The organism is Jidongwangia harbinensis (assembly GCF_020216025.1).
GTDB classification, from domain to species: domain Bacteria; phylum Actinomycetota; class Actinomycetes; order Mycobacteriales; family Micromonosporaceae; genus Actinoplanes; species Actinoplanes harbinensis.
This window is the reverse complement of record NZ_JAIWNC010000002.1, coordinates 234,032-249,518: the sequence shown is the minus strand read 5'-3', so window position 1 is coordinate 249,518 and position 15,487 is coordinate 234,032. Positions and strand designations below refer to the sequence as shown.

Below are 15,487 nucleotides of genomic sequence, written 5' to 3'. Positions count from 1 at the left end.
TCAGTCGCCACGGCCCCAGTCGCCACGGCCTCGATCGCCACGGCCCCGGTCGGGGTGGCCCCGGTCGGGGTGGCCCCGGTCGGCGTGGCCCCGGTCGCCACGATCGGCGCGGTCCCGGTCGGCTCGGTCAGCACTGGCCCAGTCGGTCCGGGCGGCACTGGCCCAGTCGCCACGATCGGGGCGGTCCCGGTCGTGGCTCCGGCTGCCGTCCCGGTCGGGATGCGGCCCCTGGTCGGTGGCGTCCGCAGCGCCGCTCACGACGCTCGGCCGGGACGCTGCGCCGCCCGCGCCGCTCGGCCGGGACGCCGCGTCGCTCACACCGCTCGGCCGGGACATGCCGCCGAACATCGCCGGACCGGACGGCGTACCCGGAATCTCCGGGCCGGCCGTTGGCGCCGGGCCGGCCGTTGGCGCCGGACCGGCCGTTGGCGCCGGACCGGCCGTTGGCGCCGGGCTGGCCGGCGGCTCCGGGTCCGCGGACGGCGGGCCGCCGTTCCACGGAGGCGGGAGGAGGGTGGGCAGCCCGTCCAGCCCGCCGATGAGGGAACTCGGATCGATGTCCGGGATGCCGAGCCCGCCGCCGATGGTCGGCTCCGGCTCGGACGTGGCCGGAGGCAGGGCGACCGGCGGGGTCGGCACCGGGGGCGCCTCGGGCGTGATGGGTGCCTGCCCCGGGTCGGTGTCCGAACCGCCCCCGCCGACCGGGGTCGGATCCGGAGCGGTGGGCGTCGGTTCCGGAACGGTCGGCGTGGGCTCCGGGAACGTCGGCGTCGGCTCCGGGAACGTCGGCGACGGCGTCGGCTCCGGGACGGCCTGAGTGGGCTCCGGCAGCGACGGCTCCGGATCAGTCGGCGTGGGCTCCGGAACGGTCGGCGTGGGCTCCGGGAACGTCGGCGTCGGCTCCGGGACGGTCGGTGTGACCACCGGCTCCGAGGTGTCCGCCGGTTCCGCCGTGGGCCGGGTGACGCCGGGCGCGGGCGGCGCGGGGCGGGGCGCTCCGGGCCTGGTCGCCGGCGGCCGGGTCACCGCGGGCCGGGGGCTGACGGTGTACATGCCCGACGGGCCGGCCCCGGCCGGGACGACCACGACGACCCCGGGACCGGCGGCGGGCAGCGGCACGCCGTTCGCGTCCAGTGCGCCGGGCCTGGGGGTGCGGGTCGGTGCCGGGTGGTCGCCTGATGTGGTGCTCAGCGGTGTGACCTGCGGAGGCGGCAGCGGCGTACCGGCGGGCGGCTCCGGATTCGGGGGCGCCGTGGCGACCGGCTGCCCGCCCAGGGACGTGGCGGCCTGGGCCTCCCGCGCCGGTGGGCCGATCACGGCGACGGGGTCGTCTCCGCCGCCGAGGCTGATCATCCAGACCCCGACGGCCAGTAGCGAACCCATGCCACCCAGGTATTGCTTGTCGCGTTTCGTGAACCGGCCCATGGACTCTTCTCACCTCGACGATTTGTCCCGTTCTGGGGATAATCGGGCATCGTCGTGCCAAGAAGTGGCCGTTTGCCGAAAAACCGCGCGAACGAACGCGTGTCCGTGTCGCCGCGCCGGTCAGCCGGCCGCTGGGCAGCCCGGTCCGGCCGCCCGACCCTGGACGAGGCGGTAACCCGAGATGTCACCGCGAAGGTACGGCCGGAGGTCGGCGATCCGCTTCGGCGGCGCGTCGTGCGCCGCCACGTACGCGAGGACGGCCTGGTCGACGGCGCGGCAGGTGGCGACGCCGGCGACGGTCTGCGCCCGGTCCGTCAGGGCATCGGTATTGAACGCAGCGTAAGAAGTACCAACAACACCCAACGTGACGGTCGCCGCCACCATGACCTCGCTCAAGTTCACCTCGCGACCCTACGTCACGTAACACAGAGTATCTAGGGCTCCGGCGATATGACGTCCCGTAATTGTTAGTCGGGCTGCATGTCGGGACCGGGGCGCCGATCGTTGGCCGTCATGATGAGACGACGGACGATCCTGATCGGTGGGGCGGCGACGGTCGCGGTGGCGGCGTCGGCGGCGGGTGGCTACCGGCGGGCGTACGGCGGCCCGGAACCCGTGCAGCCGGACGCACCGCCGGGCGACGAACGGCTCGAGCAGCGACAGTCGGCGGCCCGGGGCCGGGTGGTCGACTTCTACACCGCCGTACCCGAGGGGCACGGTGACGGCCGCGGCCTGCCGGTCTGCCTCGTCCTGCACGGCGGGTCCAAGACCGCGCGCGACTTCGCGGGGGTCGGGCTGGGCCGCTTCCTGACCGATGCGGTACGCCGGGGCGCACCGCCGTTCGTGCTGGCCGGGGCGACCGGCGACCGGCTGTCCTGGCGGCCGTCCGGCGCCGACGACCCGCAACGCATGGTCCGCGAGGACGTTCCGGCGTGGTGCCGGCAGCGGGGCTTCGACGTGTCCCGGACGGTGGCCTGGGGCTGGTCCATGGGCGGATACGGTTCGCTGCTGCTGGCCGCCGCGTTTCCGGGCTGGTTGCGGGCGGTGGCGGCCTTCTCCCCCGCGGTCTCGCCGGGCGACGACGTGTTCGCCGCGGCGGCGACGTTGCGCCGGCTGCCGATCGGGTTGTGGTGCGGGGAGCAGGACGGGATGCACGACGACGTGCGTGCGCTGGCCCGCGCCGTGCCGCCGGTGGCGGGCTCGTTCGGCGCGGGCCGGCACAACTTCGGTTACTGGTCGCGGTGCATCCCGGCGGCGTTCGACTTCCTCGCCCGCGAACTCGCCCGCTGACCGCCGAGGGCCCGGGCGGTCAACGGAACCGGCGGGCCGGGTTCGGCGGCACGGCGCCGAGGAAAGCGGTCAGACCGGCAACGCGACACCGAGGCACGGTCAGACCGGCAACGCGACGCCAAGGCACGGTCAGACCGGCAACGCGACGCCGAGGCCACGGCCAGACCGGCGTCCCGGCGCCGTGCCGAGGTGCCGAGGTGCCGATCGAGCCGGGGCTGGACTCGATGGTGGGCGCGCGGTCAGCTCGTCGGCGTACCCCCGTCGTCGCCGTTGCCGTTCGGGTCGCGCCGGGCCCGGCGGGCCGCGTCGGCCGCCGCACCCGCCGCCGTTCCGGCCCAGGCCGCCGCCCGGCCGGCCTGGGTGCCGGCCCAGTCGCCCAGGTCCGCGGCGCCGCCGGTGACCCGGCGGGCCAGCGAGACCAGCGGGTCCGGGGAGTTCTGGTACGACTCCCGGTAGTGCGCCGCCGCGGCCTTCACGTCGCCGGTCACCGAGGCGCTGCCGTCGTCGTCACGGCGCGGGTAGTCGCCGCCGAGGATCCGGGCGTACTCCCCCGAGTCGACCCACCGCCGCAGCTCCGCGGCCCGCGCGACCGGCACCGGGTGGCTGCTCCACGCGGTCATGCCGATCTTGTGGATGCTGTCCCGCAGGTCGCCGCCGCCCTCGTACTCGGCGGCCTGTTCCAGGAACGCGGCGGTGTCGATCTGGCTCAGGTCTCCCCCGCCGGCCATCTTCATCAGCAGCCGCAGGGCGGCGGCCGGGTCCTGGCCGGCGAGCAGCCCGGCCCGGTCCGCGGACAGCTCCGCCTTGCGCCACCACTCGTACATCGCCGCGATGATCGCCCGCAACGCGATCGCGCCGATCGGCAGCCAGCTGACGTTGGTGGCCCAGCGGGTCAGGATCATCATCATCGTCTTGTACACGGCGTGCCCGCTGCGGACGTGGCCCAGTTCGTGGCCGAGCAGCGTCCGCAGCTCGTCGTCCTCCAGTTTCTCCACCGCGCCCGTGCTGATCACGATGAACGGCTTGTCCATGCCGATCGCCCGGCCGTGGATGACCGGGTCCTGGCTGATGTACAGCTCGGGCAGTTCCGCCACGTCCAGGGCGGTGGCCGCCTCGGCGTAACGCTGGTAGACCCGCGGGTACTGCCGGTGGTCCACCCGGATGGAGCCGGCCAGGTACGACAGGCGGAACCCCCGCTCGTTCCACATGCCGAAGAAGCCGCGCACCACGTCGTCGAAACCGCGCAGCTCGCGCAGCGCGGTGAGGGCGCCCCGGTCCGCGGGATGCTCCCAGGCACGCGAGCTGATGTCGGTCAGCGTGAGGCGCTGGCGCGCCGGCCGGTTCTCGTCGTCGATCGTCATCGTGCTGGTTCCCCTCCGGGGCTCGATCGGTGTTCGGGTGATCTTTTCGAAGTGCGAGCGTCGCCGGTCGGACGGGGCGGGCGCATCGGCTGACCGCCCGAGTTCCGGCCGCCCGGGTCCGACTTTCGGCCGAGCCGCCCCATCCGGGCCGCCTCATCCGCGCCGCCCGGGTGAGAGCCGCTCGGGTGAGAGCCGGCCAGTGAGAGCGGGCCAGTGAGAGCGGGCCAGTGAAAGCCGGCCAGTGAAAGCCGGCCAGTGAAAGCCGGCCAGTGAAAGAGCCGGCCGTCCGGCGCGGTCGCCGGTGGTCAGCGGTCGGTGCGGCGGCCGGTCAGGCCCGGCAACAGGGACAGTCCGGCCAGCAGGGAGCCGCCCACCATCGACACGTACGCCACGAAGATCGCCAGGCCGTCCGCCCCGACGGCCGCGGCCACCAGCACCAGCGTGAAGAACGCGGCCACCACGCCACCGACGGTGAGCACCCACGCAGCCGCCTTCTGCGCGGCGGTCCAGCGGGCCGAGGACGACACGATGACCAGGCCGGCCAGCGGGCTGATCACCGGCAGCACGAACGTACCGGCCAGGAGCAGGACCACCGCGGTGACGTCGCCGGTCGACGGAGCGGCGGGCGGCGGCGCGGGCGCCGGCAGGTGCCGGGGCGGCTGGGGCAGGCGCAGGTGCATCGGCATCCGGCCACGGCGTACCGCGGCGACGAGCGCCTCGGGCGGGCCCAGGCGCCCGACGATCTGTTCCGGGTCGGAGAGCGGGTCCGACCGGGAGGTACGCCGCATCGCGATGTAGTCCGCCACCGTCGTCATCAGTTCGTCGCGCAGTTCCGGCGTCAGCTCGTCGCTCTCGGCCCAGAGCGCGGCCAGGTAGTCCAGCACGACGACGTCTCCGTGGGCCACCGGCGCGGTGTCCCGGTGTGGTGCAGCGGTCATGGTTTCTCCAGCTGGGTCCGTGGCAGTGCGGCCAGGATGGCGGCCCGCGCCGGGTGCACACATCCGCCCGCGGACCGGGATCGACCACCGGCGCTCCGCCTTTCGGCCGAGCCCCGCCGCCGCCGCAACCGCTACCCGCACCGGCAGGATGGGGACATGCGCATCGTGTCCCTGCTGCCCTCCGCCACCGAGATCGTCTACGCGCTCGGGCTGGGCGACGACCTGGTCGGCGTGACGTTCGAGTGTGACGAACCGCCGTCGGCCCGGACCGAGAAGACGATCGTGGTGGGCGGCCGGGACACCCGCGACCTGACGCCGGGCGAGATCGACGGGTACGTCAAGGCGCAGCTCGCCGCGGGCGCCGACCTGTACACGCTGCACGCGGGCGCGCTCGCCGGGCTGGCCCCGGACCTGATCCTCACCCAGGACCTGTGCCGGGTCTGCGCGCTGCCCTCGGATCAGGTCTCGGACGCGCTGGACCACCTGGGCTGCCGGGCGGACGTCCTGACGCTGGACCCGTACACCTTGGCGGAGGTGCTCGACACCGCCCGGGCGGTGGGCGCGGCCGCGGGCGTGCCGGACCGGGCCGCCGCGCTGGTCACGGCGCTGCGAGACCGGCTGGACCGGATCGCCGCGGCAGTGGCCGGGCGGCCCCGGCCACGGGTGGCAGTGGTGGAGTGGGTGGACCCGCCGTTCACCGCCGGGCACTGGGTACCCGACCTGGTGGAGGCGGCCGGCGGGACCGCGGTGGCGGCCCGGCCCGGCGCGCGCAGCGTCGAGACGTCCTGGGCGGAGCTGACCGGCGCGGCGCCCGACGTGGTGCTGGTCACCCCGTGCGGATTCCACCTGGACGGCGCCGCGGAGCAGGCCGCCCGGATAGCGCCCCGGTTCCCCGGCGCGGCGGTGTGGGCGATCGACGGCGACGGCCTGATCGTGCGGCCCGGTCCGCGCCTGGTCGACGGCGTGGCGGCGATCGCCGCGATCCTGCACCCGGACGCGGTACCGGCCGCACCGCCCGGAGCCGTCGCCCGCGTCGCGTGAGACCGCCCCGAAATCGGTCACCCGGCCTGTGCCGGGCTGGCGTGCAGCGGCCGGTCCGGTGCGACGGCCCGCCGGCGCGGCACCACCACCCGGTCCACCGACCGGCGGCGGGTCTGCTCGGCCCGCCACAGCCACCCGATGTCCAGCCCGAACGACCAGGTCAGCGACGCCACCACGGCGGCCATCGCGACCAGCGCCACCGGGTGCGGGAGGATCTGCGCGGTGGCCACGACCAGCACCACGCCCTGGGTGGCGGCGACCACCTTGCGGGAGAAGCGCGGTGCGGTCGGTGCGGTCAGCCAGGGCAGCGCCCACGCGGCGGCGGCGAACGCGTACCGGAAACCGCCGACCGCGATCGTCCACCAGCCGAACTGCGCGGCCACGCAGATGCTCAGCACCAGGACGAGGATCGAGTCGACCTCCATGTCGAAGCGGGCGCCCAGCGGCGAGGACGAACCGGTGCGCCGGGCCACCTGACCGTCCACCCCGTCCAGGGCCAGCGCCACGCCGACCAGGGTGACCAGCACGACCAGATCGGTGGGCCGCTGGTAGCCGGACACCACCATCGCGGTCACCCCGCCGACCATCAGCGCGCGGGCGAAGGTGACCAGATTGGCCGGGCCGAGCCGGTCCATTCGGGCACGATGCAGGCCGCGGGCGAGCAGGCCGCAGAGCACGACGCCGTACGCGGCACCGGCCAGCCAGCCGGCCACGGTCAGGCCCACGGTCCCGGCCAACGCCGCCAGCAGGAGGAACTGGACGGCCAGGCCGATCACGGGTCCACGGCTCGGCGCCGCTGTGACCGTACCCATGCTGATTGTCACCATGCCTCCAGATGGCAAGATCGGTTCCCGCGTATGGTTGCCGCTGTCCCCCATGAACACGCTTGGTCGGCGCGTTCGGTTCAGACGGTCGAGGAGTTCATCCATGGCCCCAGACGCATCGGCGTTCTGGATTGCGTACCCGGGCCGCGGCGAGATACGCCCGGTTCGTCTATCCGAACCCGGCGACGGCGACGTGACGGTGCGCACCCTGTACTCCGGGGTGAGCCGCGGCACCGAGACGCTGGTGTTCCGCGGCGGCGTGCCGGAGAGCCAGCACCAACTCATGCGGGCGCCGTTCCAGGACGGCGACTTCCCGGCCCCGGTGAAGTACGGCTACCTCAACGTGGGCGTGGTCGAACAGGGCCCGCCGGCACTGACCGGGCGCACCGTGTTCAGCCTGTTCCCGCACCAGACCCGGTACGTGGTCCCGGCGGACGCGGTCACCGTGGTGCCGGACTCGGTGCCCGCCGCCCGGGCGGTGCTGGCCGGCACGGTGGAGACCGCGGTGAACGCGGTCTGGGACGCGGCCCCGCAGATCGGCGACCGGATCGCCGTGGTCGGCGGCGGCATGGTGGGCTGCTCGGTGGCCGGCGTGCTGGCCCGCCTGCCCGGTGCCCGGGTGCAGCTGGTGGACGCCGATCCGGCGCGGGCCGCGGTGGCCGAGGCACTCGGGGTCGGGTTCGCGCTGCCCGCCGACGCGGCCGGGGACTGCGACCTGGTGATCCACGCCAGCGCGACCCCGGAAGGGCTCACCCGCTCGCTGGAACTTCTCACCAGCGAGGGTACGGTCGTCGAGCTGAGCTGGTACGGCGACCGCCAGGTCAGCGTGCCACTCGGCGAGTTCTTCCACTCCCGGCGGCTGACCGTGAAGAGCAGTCAGGTGGGCGGCATCCCGCCGGGCCGCCGGCGCACCTACGCCGACCGGCTGGCGCTGGCGCTGGACCTGCTGGCCGACCCGGCGTTCGACGCGCTGATCACCGGCGGGTGCGCGTTCGCGGAACTGCCGGAGGTGCTTCCGCGCCTGGCCGACGGCTCCCTGCCGGCCCTGTGTCACCTGGTCACCTACGACAACTCAGGAGTGTGATTTCTTGTTCAGCGTCACCGTCCGGGACCACATCATGATCGCCCACAGTTTCTCCGGGGACGTGTTCGGACCGGCGCAGAAACTGCACGGTGCCACGTTCGTGGTGGACGCCACCTTCCGCCGGCCGGAGCTGGACGCGGACAACATCGTGGTGGACATCGGCCGGGCCGGCGAGGAACTGCACGACGTGTGCGGCGCGCTGAGCTACCGCAACCTCGACGACGAACCGGCCTTCACCGGGGTGAACACGTCCACCGAGTTCCTCGCCAAGGTCATCGCGGACCGGCTGGCGGACCGGATCGCGGCCGGCGCGCTCGGCGACGGCGCCCGCGGCCTCACCGGCCTGTCCGTCACGCTGCACGAGTCGCACATCGCCTGGGCCGGCTACGAGCGGTCGCTGTGACCGCTGCCGTCCACGTCGTCCTGCCCGGCGGGGTGGACGACCCGGCGGCACCCAGCGGCGGTAACACCTACGACCGGGCGGTGTGTGACCGGCTGACGCGCACCGCCGACGTGCACGAGATCGCGGTGCCCGGCGACTGGCCGCGGCCCGGCACGGCGGCGCGGGACGCCCTCACCGGCGCCCTGGCCGGGCTCGCCGACGGCGCCACCGTGCTGCTGGACGGGCTGGTGGCGGGCGGCGTACCGGAGATCCTGGAACCGGAGGCCGGACGGCTGCGCCTGATCGTCCTCGTGCATCTGCCGTTGGGCGACGAGACCGGCCTGGCGCCGGCCGAGGCGGCCGAGCTGGCCGCGCGGGAACGGCGGGTGCTGCACGCGGCCGCGGGCGTGGTGGCGACCAGCCGGGCCGCCGCCCGCCGCGTCGCCGCCCTGCACGACCTGCCGGTCGAGCGGATCGCCGTGGCGCCGCCCGGGGTCGATCCGGCCCCGCCGGCCACGCCGAGCGAGGCGGGCAACCGGCTGCTCTGCGTGGCCGCGGTGACCCCCCGGAAGGGTCACGATGTGCTGATCCGCGCGCTGTCCGGCCTCGGCGACCTGGACTGGAGCTGCGTCTGTGTCGGTGCCACCGACCGGGCCGGCTTCCTGCCCGCGCCGGTGCCGCCCGGCGTCGAGTTCACCGGTCCGCGCACCTGTGCCGAGCTGGACGCCAGCTACGCCGGGGCGGATCTGCTGGTGCTGCCGTCCCGGGCGGAGACGTACGGCATGGTGGTCACCGAGGCCCTGGCCCGCGGTGTCCCGGTGCTGGGCACCCGGGTGGACGGCGTGCCGGAGGCGCTCGGCGCCGCGCCGGACGGCACCGTGCCGGGGGAACTGGTCCCGCCCGGCGACCCGGACGCGCTGGCCGCGGCGCTGCGCCGCTGGCTGACCGACCCGGCGCTGCGCCGGCGCCGGCGCGCCGCGGCCCGGGCCCGCCGCGACACCCTGTCCGGCTGGGACGCCACCGCCCGACTGATCGGCGACGTGCTGCAGAGAGGTACCACATGACCGGAGAGTTCAGCTCGACGTGGCTGGCGCTGCGCGAGCCGGCCGACGCCGCCGCCCGCGCCACCGCCCTGGTGGACACGCTGCGCGCCGACCTGCGGCCGCCGCTGGTGATCCGTGACCTGGGCTGCGGCACCGGCTCGCTGGGCCGGTGGCTGGCGCCGCGACTGCCCGGCCCGCAGCACTGGATCCTGCACGACCACGACCCGGCGCTGCTCGCCCACGCCGCCGCCCACCTGCCGCGCCGCGCGGACCATCCGGCCGACTCGGGCGCGGCGGCCGGTGAGGTGACCGTGGAGACGCGGCAGGGTGACGTGACCGCGCTGACCGCCGCGGATCTGGCCGGCACCTCGCTGGTCACCTGCTCCGCGCTGCTCGACCTGTTCACCGCGGAGGAGATCGACGCGCTGGCCGACGCGTGCGCGAAGGCCCGGTGCGCCGCCCTGTTCACGCTGTCGGTGGCCGGCCAGGTGACGTTCGAGCCGGCCGATCCGCGCGACGGCGAGGTGGCCGCCGCGTTCAACGACCATCAGCGGCGGCGGGTCGGCGAGCGGCGCCTGCTCGGCCCGGACGCCGGTGACGCGGCCGCCGCGGCGTTCGCCGCCCGGGGCGCCACGGTGACCGTCGCGCCCACCCCGTGGCGTCTGGGATCCGACAATGTCGAGCTGATCGGCGAATGGCTCCGCGGCTGGCTGTCCGCGGCCGCCGAGGAGCGCCCTGACCTGGGCATCGGCGACTATGCGCGGGACCGGATCGCGGCCGCGGACGCCGGCCGGCTGCGCGCCACGGTCGCACATGTGGATCTTCTTGCCCGGTTCGATTGAACCCTTGGGCCCCGATGCGGCGTACAGGACCCTGAGGGCTACCGAGGGGATAGGCAACGTGACGCGATCGGTGTGGGCATGGGTACGAGTGAGCGGGGGCGCGGCGATCATCGCGTTCCTGGCGTGGCGACTCGGAACCGGTGCCTTCGTGGAGGGGCTGCGCGTCATCGACGGCGCCACACTGGCGACGGCATTCGGGATCGGCGTGGCCACCACCGTGTTCAGTGCCTGGCGCTGGTGCCTGGTGGCCCGGGGCATGGGGCTGCGGCTGCCGTTGCCGGCCGCGGTCGCGGACTACTACAAGGCGTTGTTCCTGAACGCGGCCCTGCCCGGCGGGGTGCTGGGCGACGTGGACCGGGCGGTGCAGCACGGCCGGGACACCGGTGACGTCGGCCGCGGCGTCCGCGCCGTGGTGCTGGAGCGCACCGCGGGCCAGATCGTGGCGGTCACGGTGGGGATCGCGGTGCTGGTCACCGTACCCTCGCCGGTGTTGTCGCGGCTGCGCGAGCACGGACCGGGCGCGGCTCTCGCGGCCCTGACCGTCGCGGGCGCCGGCGTGGTGGTCCTGCTGGCCTGCCGCCGGTTCCGGCACGGCACCTCGCGGGTCGCCCGGGCGGCCCGCACCGGGCTCACCGAGATCCGCACCGGGCTGCTCGCCAAGCGCAGCTGGCCCGGCGTGGTGCTGGCGTCGTCGGTGGTGCTGGCCGGGCACCTGGCCACGTTCCTGGTGGCCGCGCGGGCCGCCGGGTCGGACGCGTCCCTGCTGCGCCTCGCCCCGCTGATGCTGCTGGCGCTGCTGGCCATGGCGGTGCCGCTCAACATCGGCGGCTGGGGTCCGCGCGAGGGCGCGATGGCGTGGGCGTTCGCCGCGGCCGGGCTCAGCGCGACCCAGGGCCTGACCATCGCGGTGGTGTACGGCCTGCTGGCGTTCGTGGCCGCGCTGCCCGGTGCCGTCGTGCTGCTGGCCCGGGCCGCCCAGCGGACCACCCAGCGAGCCGTGCCGCAGCCGGTGGCACCGGCGTCGGCGGCCGGAAAGGTCGTGGTGGTCCTCCTCCCGCCGGCGGCGCCCGAGCCCGTCCTGCCGGGCCGCGTGCTCGTCCCGTCCGGTGCCTGAGGGCTCAGGCGGCGCCGAACCGGTCGGACAGCGCGTAGCGCAGCAGCACCACGTCGTCGATCTGCCGCACCTCGGCCAGCGTGGCCCGGTGCTTGCGGTTCCACGGGAAGTTGCCGTCGGAGACGAACCGGGGCGCCCGCGAGTCGCCGACGAAGAACGGCGCCACCACCAGCTGGAGTTCGTCGGCGAGCCCTTCGGCCAGGAACTGGGTGTGCATGCTGCCGCCGCCCTCGACCATCAGCCGGCAGACGCCGCGCCGGTACAGGTCGGCGGTCACCCGGTGCAGGTCCACCGGCTCGCCGCCGTCCACCACGGTGGCCAGGCCGCCGACCCGGTCCCGGGCGGCGTCCAGGTACGAGGTGGCGCAGTAGACCAGCTTGTCGACGTCGCCCAGCGTGAAGAAGTGGGCGTCCGGGTCCAGCTCGCACCGGCCGGTCACGGTCACCTTGACCGGGGTGGGTGAGGCACCGCGGGCCACCCGCTCGGCCCGGCGGGCGTCCGAGCGGACCAGCAGGCGGGGGTTGTCCTGGCGTACCGTCGCGGCGCCCACCAGGATCGCGTCGCACCCGGCGCGGACGGCGTCGACCCGGTCGAAGTCGGCGGCGGTGGACAGCAGCAGCCTTTCTTCGGCCGTATCGTCCACGTATCCGTCGATGGACATACCACAACTGAGCAGCACGTACGGACGCTCAACCATCGATGAAGCCTCCCGCCGAGCGACAGAAGTCACCCTGGTCGAACATGATCTGTCAAAGATAATCGGGAGTTGCGTTACTGCCACATTGCCGGGGTCACCGGTAGGTGACGCCGAGGGGCACGAGCGCGAGGAGGGCCGGATGAGCAACACACCGAAGGCAAAGGTACGCACGCAGGTGACGGTGCCGATGCGCTTCGCCGACGGGTACGCCACCACGGCCCGGGTCTTCACGTTCGACGGTCTGGTCGACGGCAAGGAGCACCTGGCGCTCGGACTGGGCGACTGGCAGCGGGCCCTGACCCGGGCCGCGGCGGGCGGCCGGGCTCCCCTGGTGCGCCCGCACAGCGAATGCCTGACCGGCGACGTGTTCGGCAGCCAGCGGTGTGACTGCGGCCCGCAGTTGCGCGAGGCGGCGGAACGCATCGCGGACGCCGGTGGCCTGCTGCTGTACCTGCGCCAGGAGGGCCGCGGCATCGGCCTGTACGCCAAGCTGGACGCGTACGCGCTGCAGGACGCCGGGCTGGACACCTACGAGGCGAACGTGGCGCTCGGGCGGGGCGAGGACGAACGGGACTACACCGCGGCGGCGCAGATGCTGCTGGCCCTGGGCGTGGAACGGGTGCGGCTGCTCAGCAACAACCCGGACAAGGCGCAGCAACTCGACCGGGCCGGGGTGACCATCGCCGAGCGCATCCCGACCGGGGTGCACCTGTCCGCGGCCAACGTGCGGTATCTGGCCACCAAGGCCACCCACACGGCGCACACCATCGAGCTGCCACTGGCCGAGTAGCGCCGGCGGCGCGCGTCGCCGCCTTGGGTGGCCTGCCGTCTTGGGTGGCGGGTCGTCTTCGCTCAGCGCAGCAGGCGGCGGGCGTGTGGGCGCTCGGCCTCGGCGAGCCGGACGCAGCCGGAGCGGACGGTGCGCCATTGGGTGACCTGTCCGCCCGGGCCGGTGAAGGCGCCCCGGGCCAGCGCGTCGTCGATCCGCCGGCGCACCTCGTCGGCCCGGTTCGGCGCGGTGGCGAACAAGATCCGAATACGCAGTTCGTCGCCCTGCCGGTCGGCCGCGGTGTGGTGCGCGGCCAGCGGGCACGGCGGCGGATGCTCCCCGGGCCCGCACAGCGCCGCGGTGACGGCCCCGCCCGGCGCCCGCTCGTCGCCGTCCGGGGCGAGGACCAGAACGGCTTCATGCGCGTACGCCTGCCTCATGAGCCGAATCTAGCCGTGCCGGACCGCATCGGCCGGGTGCTGCGCCACCTGGACGCCGGCCCGGCCACGCTGGTGACCAGCTCGTACACCGGCGCGACCGCGATCCGGGCCGCCGCCGAGGCTCCGTACGCGTTCGCCCGGCTGTCGCAGCGGCTGGCCGAGCCGGGCCGGATGGCCGCCCTGCGCGCGATGGCCGCCGCCGACGTCTCGGCGTGCGAGGCCCGCACGCCCGAGGTGGGGGGGTTGTCCACAGGGCGCGGCAGGATGTCGGTGCGGGTCTCTAGTATCGCGGGGTGACTTCCGCCGGTTCCCGCTTCGCCACCGCGAAGGACGTGCTCAACCAGATCTTCGGCTACCCCGACTTCCGCGGGCAGCAGCAGGACATCATCGAGCACGTCGTCGAGGGCGGCGACGCCCTGGTGCTGATGCCCACCGGCGGCGGCAAGTCGCTGTGCTACCAGATTCCGTCGCTGGTCCGGGACGGCGTCGGCGTGGTGATCTCCCCGCTCATCGCGCTCATGCAGGACCAGGTGGACGCGCTGCGCACGCTCGGCGTACGGGCCGGCTTCCTGAACTCCACGCAGGACTTCGACCAGCGCCGGGCGACCGAGGCGGCCTTCGTGTCCGGCGACCTCGACCTGCTGTACGTGGCACCCGAGGGCCTCAGCACACCCGGCACCCAGCGGTTGCTGGAGCGGGGGCGGATCGCCCTGTTCGCCATCGACGAGGCGCACTGTGTGTCGCAGTGGGGCCACGACTTCCGCCCCGACTACCTCGGCCTGTCGGTGCTGCACGAACGCTGGCCGGACGTACCGCGCATCGCGCTCACCGCGACCGCCACCAGCGCGACCCGCGAGGAGATCGCCACCCGGCTGCAGCTCACCACGGCCCGCCACTTCACCGCGAGCTTCGACCGGCCCAACATCCAGTACCGCATCGTCGCCAAGAACGAACCCCGCCGCCAGCTGCTCGAACTGCTGCGCTCCGAGCACGCGGGCGACGCCGGCATCGTCTACTGCCTGTCCCGCGCCTCGGTGGAGAAGACCGCCGAGTTCCTCAGCGACCAGGGGATCGCCGCCCTGCCCTACCACGCCGGCCTGGACGCGGGCACCCGTGCCGCGAACCAGTCCCGGTTCCTGCGCGAGGACGGCCTCGTCATGGTCGCCACGATCGCGTTCGGGATGGGCATCGACAAGCCGGACGTCCGCTTCGTCGCCCACCTCGACCTGCCCAAGTCGGTCGAGGGCTACTACCAGGAGACCGGGCGCGCCGGCCGCGACGGCCTGCCGTCCACCGCCTGGCTGGCCTACGGGCTGCAGGACGTGGTGCAGCAACGCAAGATGATCGAGAGTTCCGACGGCGACACCACGTTCCGGCGCAACGCCTCCGCCCACCTCGACGCCATGCTGGCGCTGTGCGAGACCGTCGCGTGCCGGCGCGAGCAGCTGCTCGCCTACTTCGGCCAGTCCGCCGCCACGACCGGCGGCTGCGGCAACTGCGACACCTGCCTCAACCCGCCGGAGTCCTGGGACGGCACGGTCGCCGCGCAGAAGCTGCTCTCCACGGTGCTGCGGCTGCAGCGGGAACGCGGGCAGAAGTTCGGTGCCGGCCAGTCCATCGACATCCTGCTCGGCAAGACCACCGACAAGGTCACCCAGTTCCGGCACGACCAGCTCAGCGTCTTCGGCATCGGCACCGAGCTGCGCGAGGCGGAGTGGCGCGGCGTGGTGCGGCAGTTGCTGGCCGCGGGCCTGTTGGCGGTCGAGGGCGACTACGGCACGCTGGTCCTCACCGACGGCAGCGCCGACGTACTGCGCGGCAACCGGCCGGTGATGATGCGGCGCGAACCCGAACGGGTACGCCCGGCCCGCGCCACCCGCTCCGCCGCGCCGGCCGCCGAACTGCCCCCCGGCGCCGAGCCGGTGTTCGAACGGCTGCGCGCCTGGCGGGCGTCGGTGGCCAAGGAGCAGAAGCTGCCCGCGTACGTCATCTTCCACGACGCGACGCTGCGCGCCATCGCGACGCTGCAGCCGACGACGCTGGAGCAGTTGGGCACGGTGAGCGGGGTCGGGCAGAACAAGCTGGCCAAGTTCGGGCAGCAGGTGCTGGACGCCCTGGCCGGGGAGTGAGCAGCCAGAACGTTCGGCGAAGTCTTCTTTCGGGGCAGGCTCGGTCGGTCGGGTGGATTGCGCCGGCCGGCTCGGGTCGGGCGGGCTGCGCCGGGTGGTCCGCCTCGC

Annotated in this window: 17 protein-coding genes; 10 read left to right on the top strand and 7 right to left on the bottom strand. The window is 74.4% G+C overall.

The annotated features are described in order from the left end of the window. A complete protein-coding gene (locus LDL48_RS03675) occupies positions 1 to 1,425 on the bottom strand; it encodes a hypothetical protein (protein WP_225253540.1) in 1,425 nt (474 codons plus the stop codon). A gap of 120 nt (positions 1,426 to 1,545) precedes the next feature. Next, positions 1,546 to 1,827, bottom strand: a complete 282-nt coding sequence (locus LDL48_RS03670; protein ID WP_225253539.1) for a hypothetical protein — start codon at positions 1,825 to 1,827, stop codon at positions 1,546 to 1,548. A 111-nt stretch (positions 1,828 to 1,938) separates the two neighbouring features. Here LDL48_RS03670 and LDL48_RS03665 point away from each other — a divergent pair, with 111 nt between their 5' ends. Next, complete coding sequence (locus tag LDL48_RS03665) at positions 1,939 to 2,715, top strand: alpha/beta hydrolase (RefSeq protein ID WP_225253538.1); 777 nt, start codon at positions 1,939 to 1,941, stop codon at positions 2,713 to 2,715. 239 nt (positions 2,716 to 2,954) lie between these two features. Here the strand turns inward: LDL48_RS03665 and LDL48_RS03660 are convergent, their stop codons facing one another. Then, positions 2,955 to 4,076 carry a M48 family metallopeptidase gene (locus tag LDL48_RS03660; protein ID WP_225253537.1) on the bottom strand — a complete coding sequence of 374 codons (1,122 nt, stop codon included), beginning with the start codon at positions 4,074 to 4,076 and terminating at the stop codon, positions 2,955 to 2,957. Positions 4,077 to 4,381: 305 nt separating this feature from the next. Beyond that, on the bottom strand, positions 4,382 to 5,014 hold the full coding sequence (locus tag LDL48_RS03655) for an HAAS signaling domain-containing protein (protein WP_225253536.1): 633 nt from the start codon (positions 5,012 to 5,014) through the stop codon (positions 4,382 to 4,384). A gap of 156 nt (positions 5,015 to 5,170) precedes the next feature. Here LDL48_RS03655 and LDL48_RS03650 point away from each other — a divergent pair, with 156 nt between their 5' ends. After that, entirely contained in the window at positions 5,171 to 6,055 is an 885-nt protein-coding gene (locus LDL48_RS03650) for an ABC transporter substrate-binding protein (RefSeq protein WP_225253535.1), read from the top strand. Positions 6,056 to 6,072: 17 nt separating this feature from the next. On the opposite strand, the gene LDL48_RS03645 is transcribed toward LDL48_RS03650, so the two are convergent. Continuing rightward, a complete protein-coding gene (locus LDL48_RS03645) occupies positions 6,073 to 6,867 on the bottom strand; it encodes a CDP-alcohol phosphatidyltransferase family protein (RefSeq protein ID WP_225253534.1) in 795 nt (264 codons plus the stop codon). 115 nt (positions 6,868 to 6,982) lie between these two features. On the opposite strand from LDL48_RS03645, the gene LDL48_RS03640 reads away from it, so the two are divergent. The 5 genes from LDL48_RS03640 to LDL48_RS03620 are packed head-to-tail and all read left to right on the top strand — an operon-like array spanning position 6,983 to position 11,344. Further along, positions 6,983 to 7,963, top strand: a complete 981-nt coding sequence (locus LDL48_RS03640; RefSeq protein ID WP_225253533.1) for a zinc-dependent alcohol dehydrogenase — start codon at positions 6,983 to 6,985, stop codon at positions 7,961 to 7,963. Between the two features lie 4 nt (positions 7,964 to 7,967). Continuing rightward, positions 7,968 to 8,366, top strand: coding sequence for a 6-pyruvoyl trahydropterin synthase family protein (locus LDL48_RS03635; RefSeq protein WP_225253532.1), 399 nt, complete (start codon positions 7,968 to 7,970; stop codon positions 8,364 to 8,366). Beyond that, complete coding sequence (locus tag LDL48_RS03630) at positions 8,363 to 9,409, top strand: glycosyltransferase family 4 protein (RefSeq protein ID WP_225253531.1); 1,047 nt, start codon at positions 8,363 to 8,365, stop codon at positions 9,407 to 9,409. The genes LDL48_RS03635 and LDL48_RS03630 overlap by 4 nt, the downstream gene beginning before the upstream one ends. After that, positions 9,406 to 10,230: a class I SAM-dependent methyltransferase gene (locus LDL48_RS03625; protein WP_225253530.1), complete on the top strand. Its 825-nt coding sequence runs from the start codon at positions 9,406 to 9,408 to the stop codon at positions 10,228 to 10,230. Before LDL48_RS03630 ends, LDL48_RS03625 begins: the two co-directional genes overlap by 4 nt. Next, positions 10,202 to 11,344, top strand: a complete 1,143-nt coding sequence (locus tag LDL48_RS03620; RefSeq protein WP_372472031.1) for a lysylphosphatidylglycerol synthase transmembrane domain-containing protein — start codon at positions 10,202 to 10,204, stop codon at positions 11,342 to 11,344. The genes LDL48_RS03625 and LDL48_RS03620 overlap by 29 nt, the downstream gene beginning before the upstream one ends. 4 nt (positions 11,345 to 11,348) lie before the next feature. Here the strand turns inward: LDL48_RS03620 and LDL48_RS03615 are convergent, their stop codons facing one another. After that, positions 11,349 to 12,041 (bottom strand): RibD family protein, encoded by a 693-nt coding sequence (locus tag LDL48_RS03615; protein ID WP_225253528.1) that lies wholly within the window; start codon positions 12,039 to 12,041, stop codon positions 11,349 to 11,351. Between the two features lie 139 nt (positions 12,042 to 12,180). On the opposite strand from LDL48_RS03615, the gene LDL48_RS03610 reads away from it, so the two are divergent. After that, positions 12,181 to 12,831, top strand: coding sequence for a GTP cyclohydrolase II (locus LDL48_RS03610; RefSeq protein WP_225253527.1), 651 nt, complete (start codon positions 12,181 to 12,183; stop codon positions 12,829 to 12,831). A gap of 62 nt (positions 12,832 to 12,893) precedes the next feature. On the opposite strand, the gene LDL48_RS03605 is transcribed toward LDL48_RS03610, so the two are convergent. Further along, on the bottom strand, positions 12,894 to 13,250 hold the full coding sequence (locus tag LDL48_RS03605; RefSeq protein ID WP_225253526.1) for a hypothetical protein: 357 nt from the start codon (positions 13,248 to 13,250) through the stop codon (positions 12,894 to 12,896). A 15-nt stretch (positions 13,251 to 13,265) separates the two neighbouring features. On the opposite strand from LDL48_RS03605, the gene LDL48_RS03600 reads away from it, so the two are divergent. Both LDL48_RS03600 and recQ read left to right on the top strand, forming a co-directional pair. Beyond that, entirely contained in the window at positions 13,266 to 13,547 is a 282-nt protein-coding gene (locus LDL48_RS03600; protein WP_225253525.1) for a hypothetical protein, read from the top strand. Further along, positions 13,544 to 15,379: a DNA helicase RecQ gene (gene recQ / locus LDL48_RS03595; protein ID WP_225253524.1), complete on the top strand. Its 1,836-nt coding sequence runs from the start codon at positions 13,544 to 13,546 to the stop codon at positions 15,377 to 15,379. Before LDL48_RS03600 ends, recQ begins: the two co-directional genes overlap by 4 nt. The last annotated feature ends 108 nt before the right edge of the window (positions 15,380 to 15,487 follow it).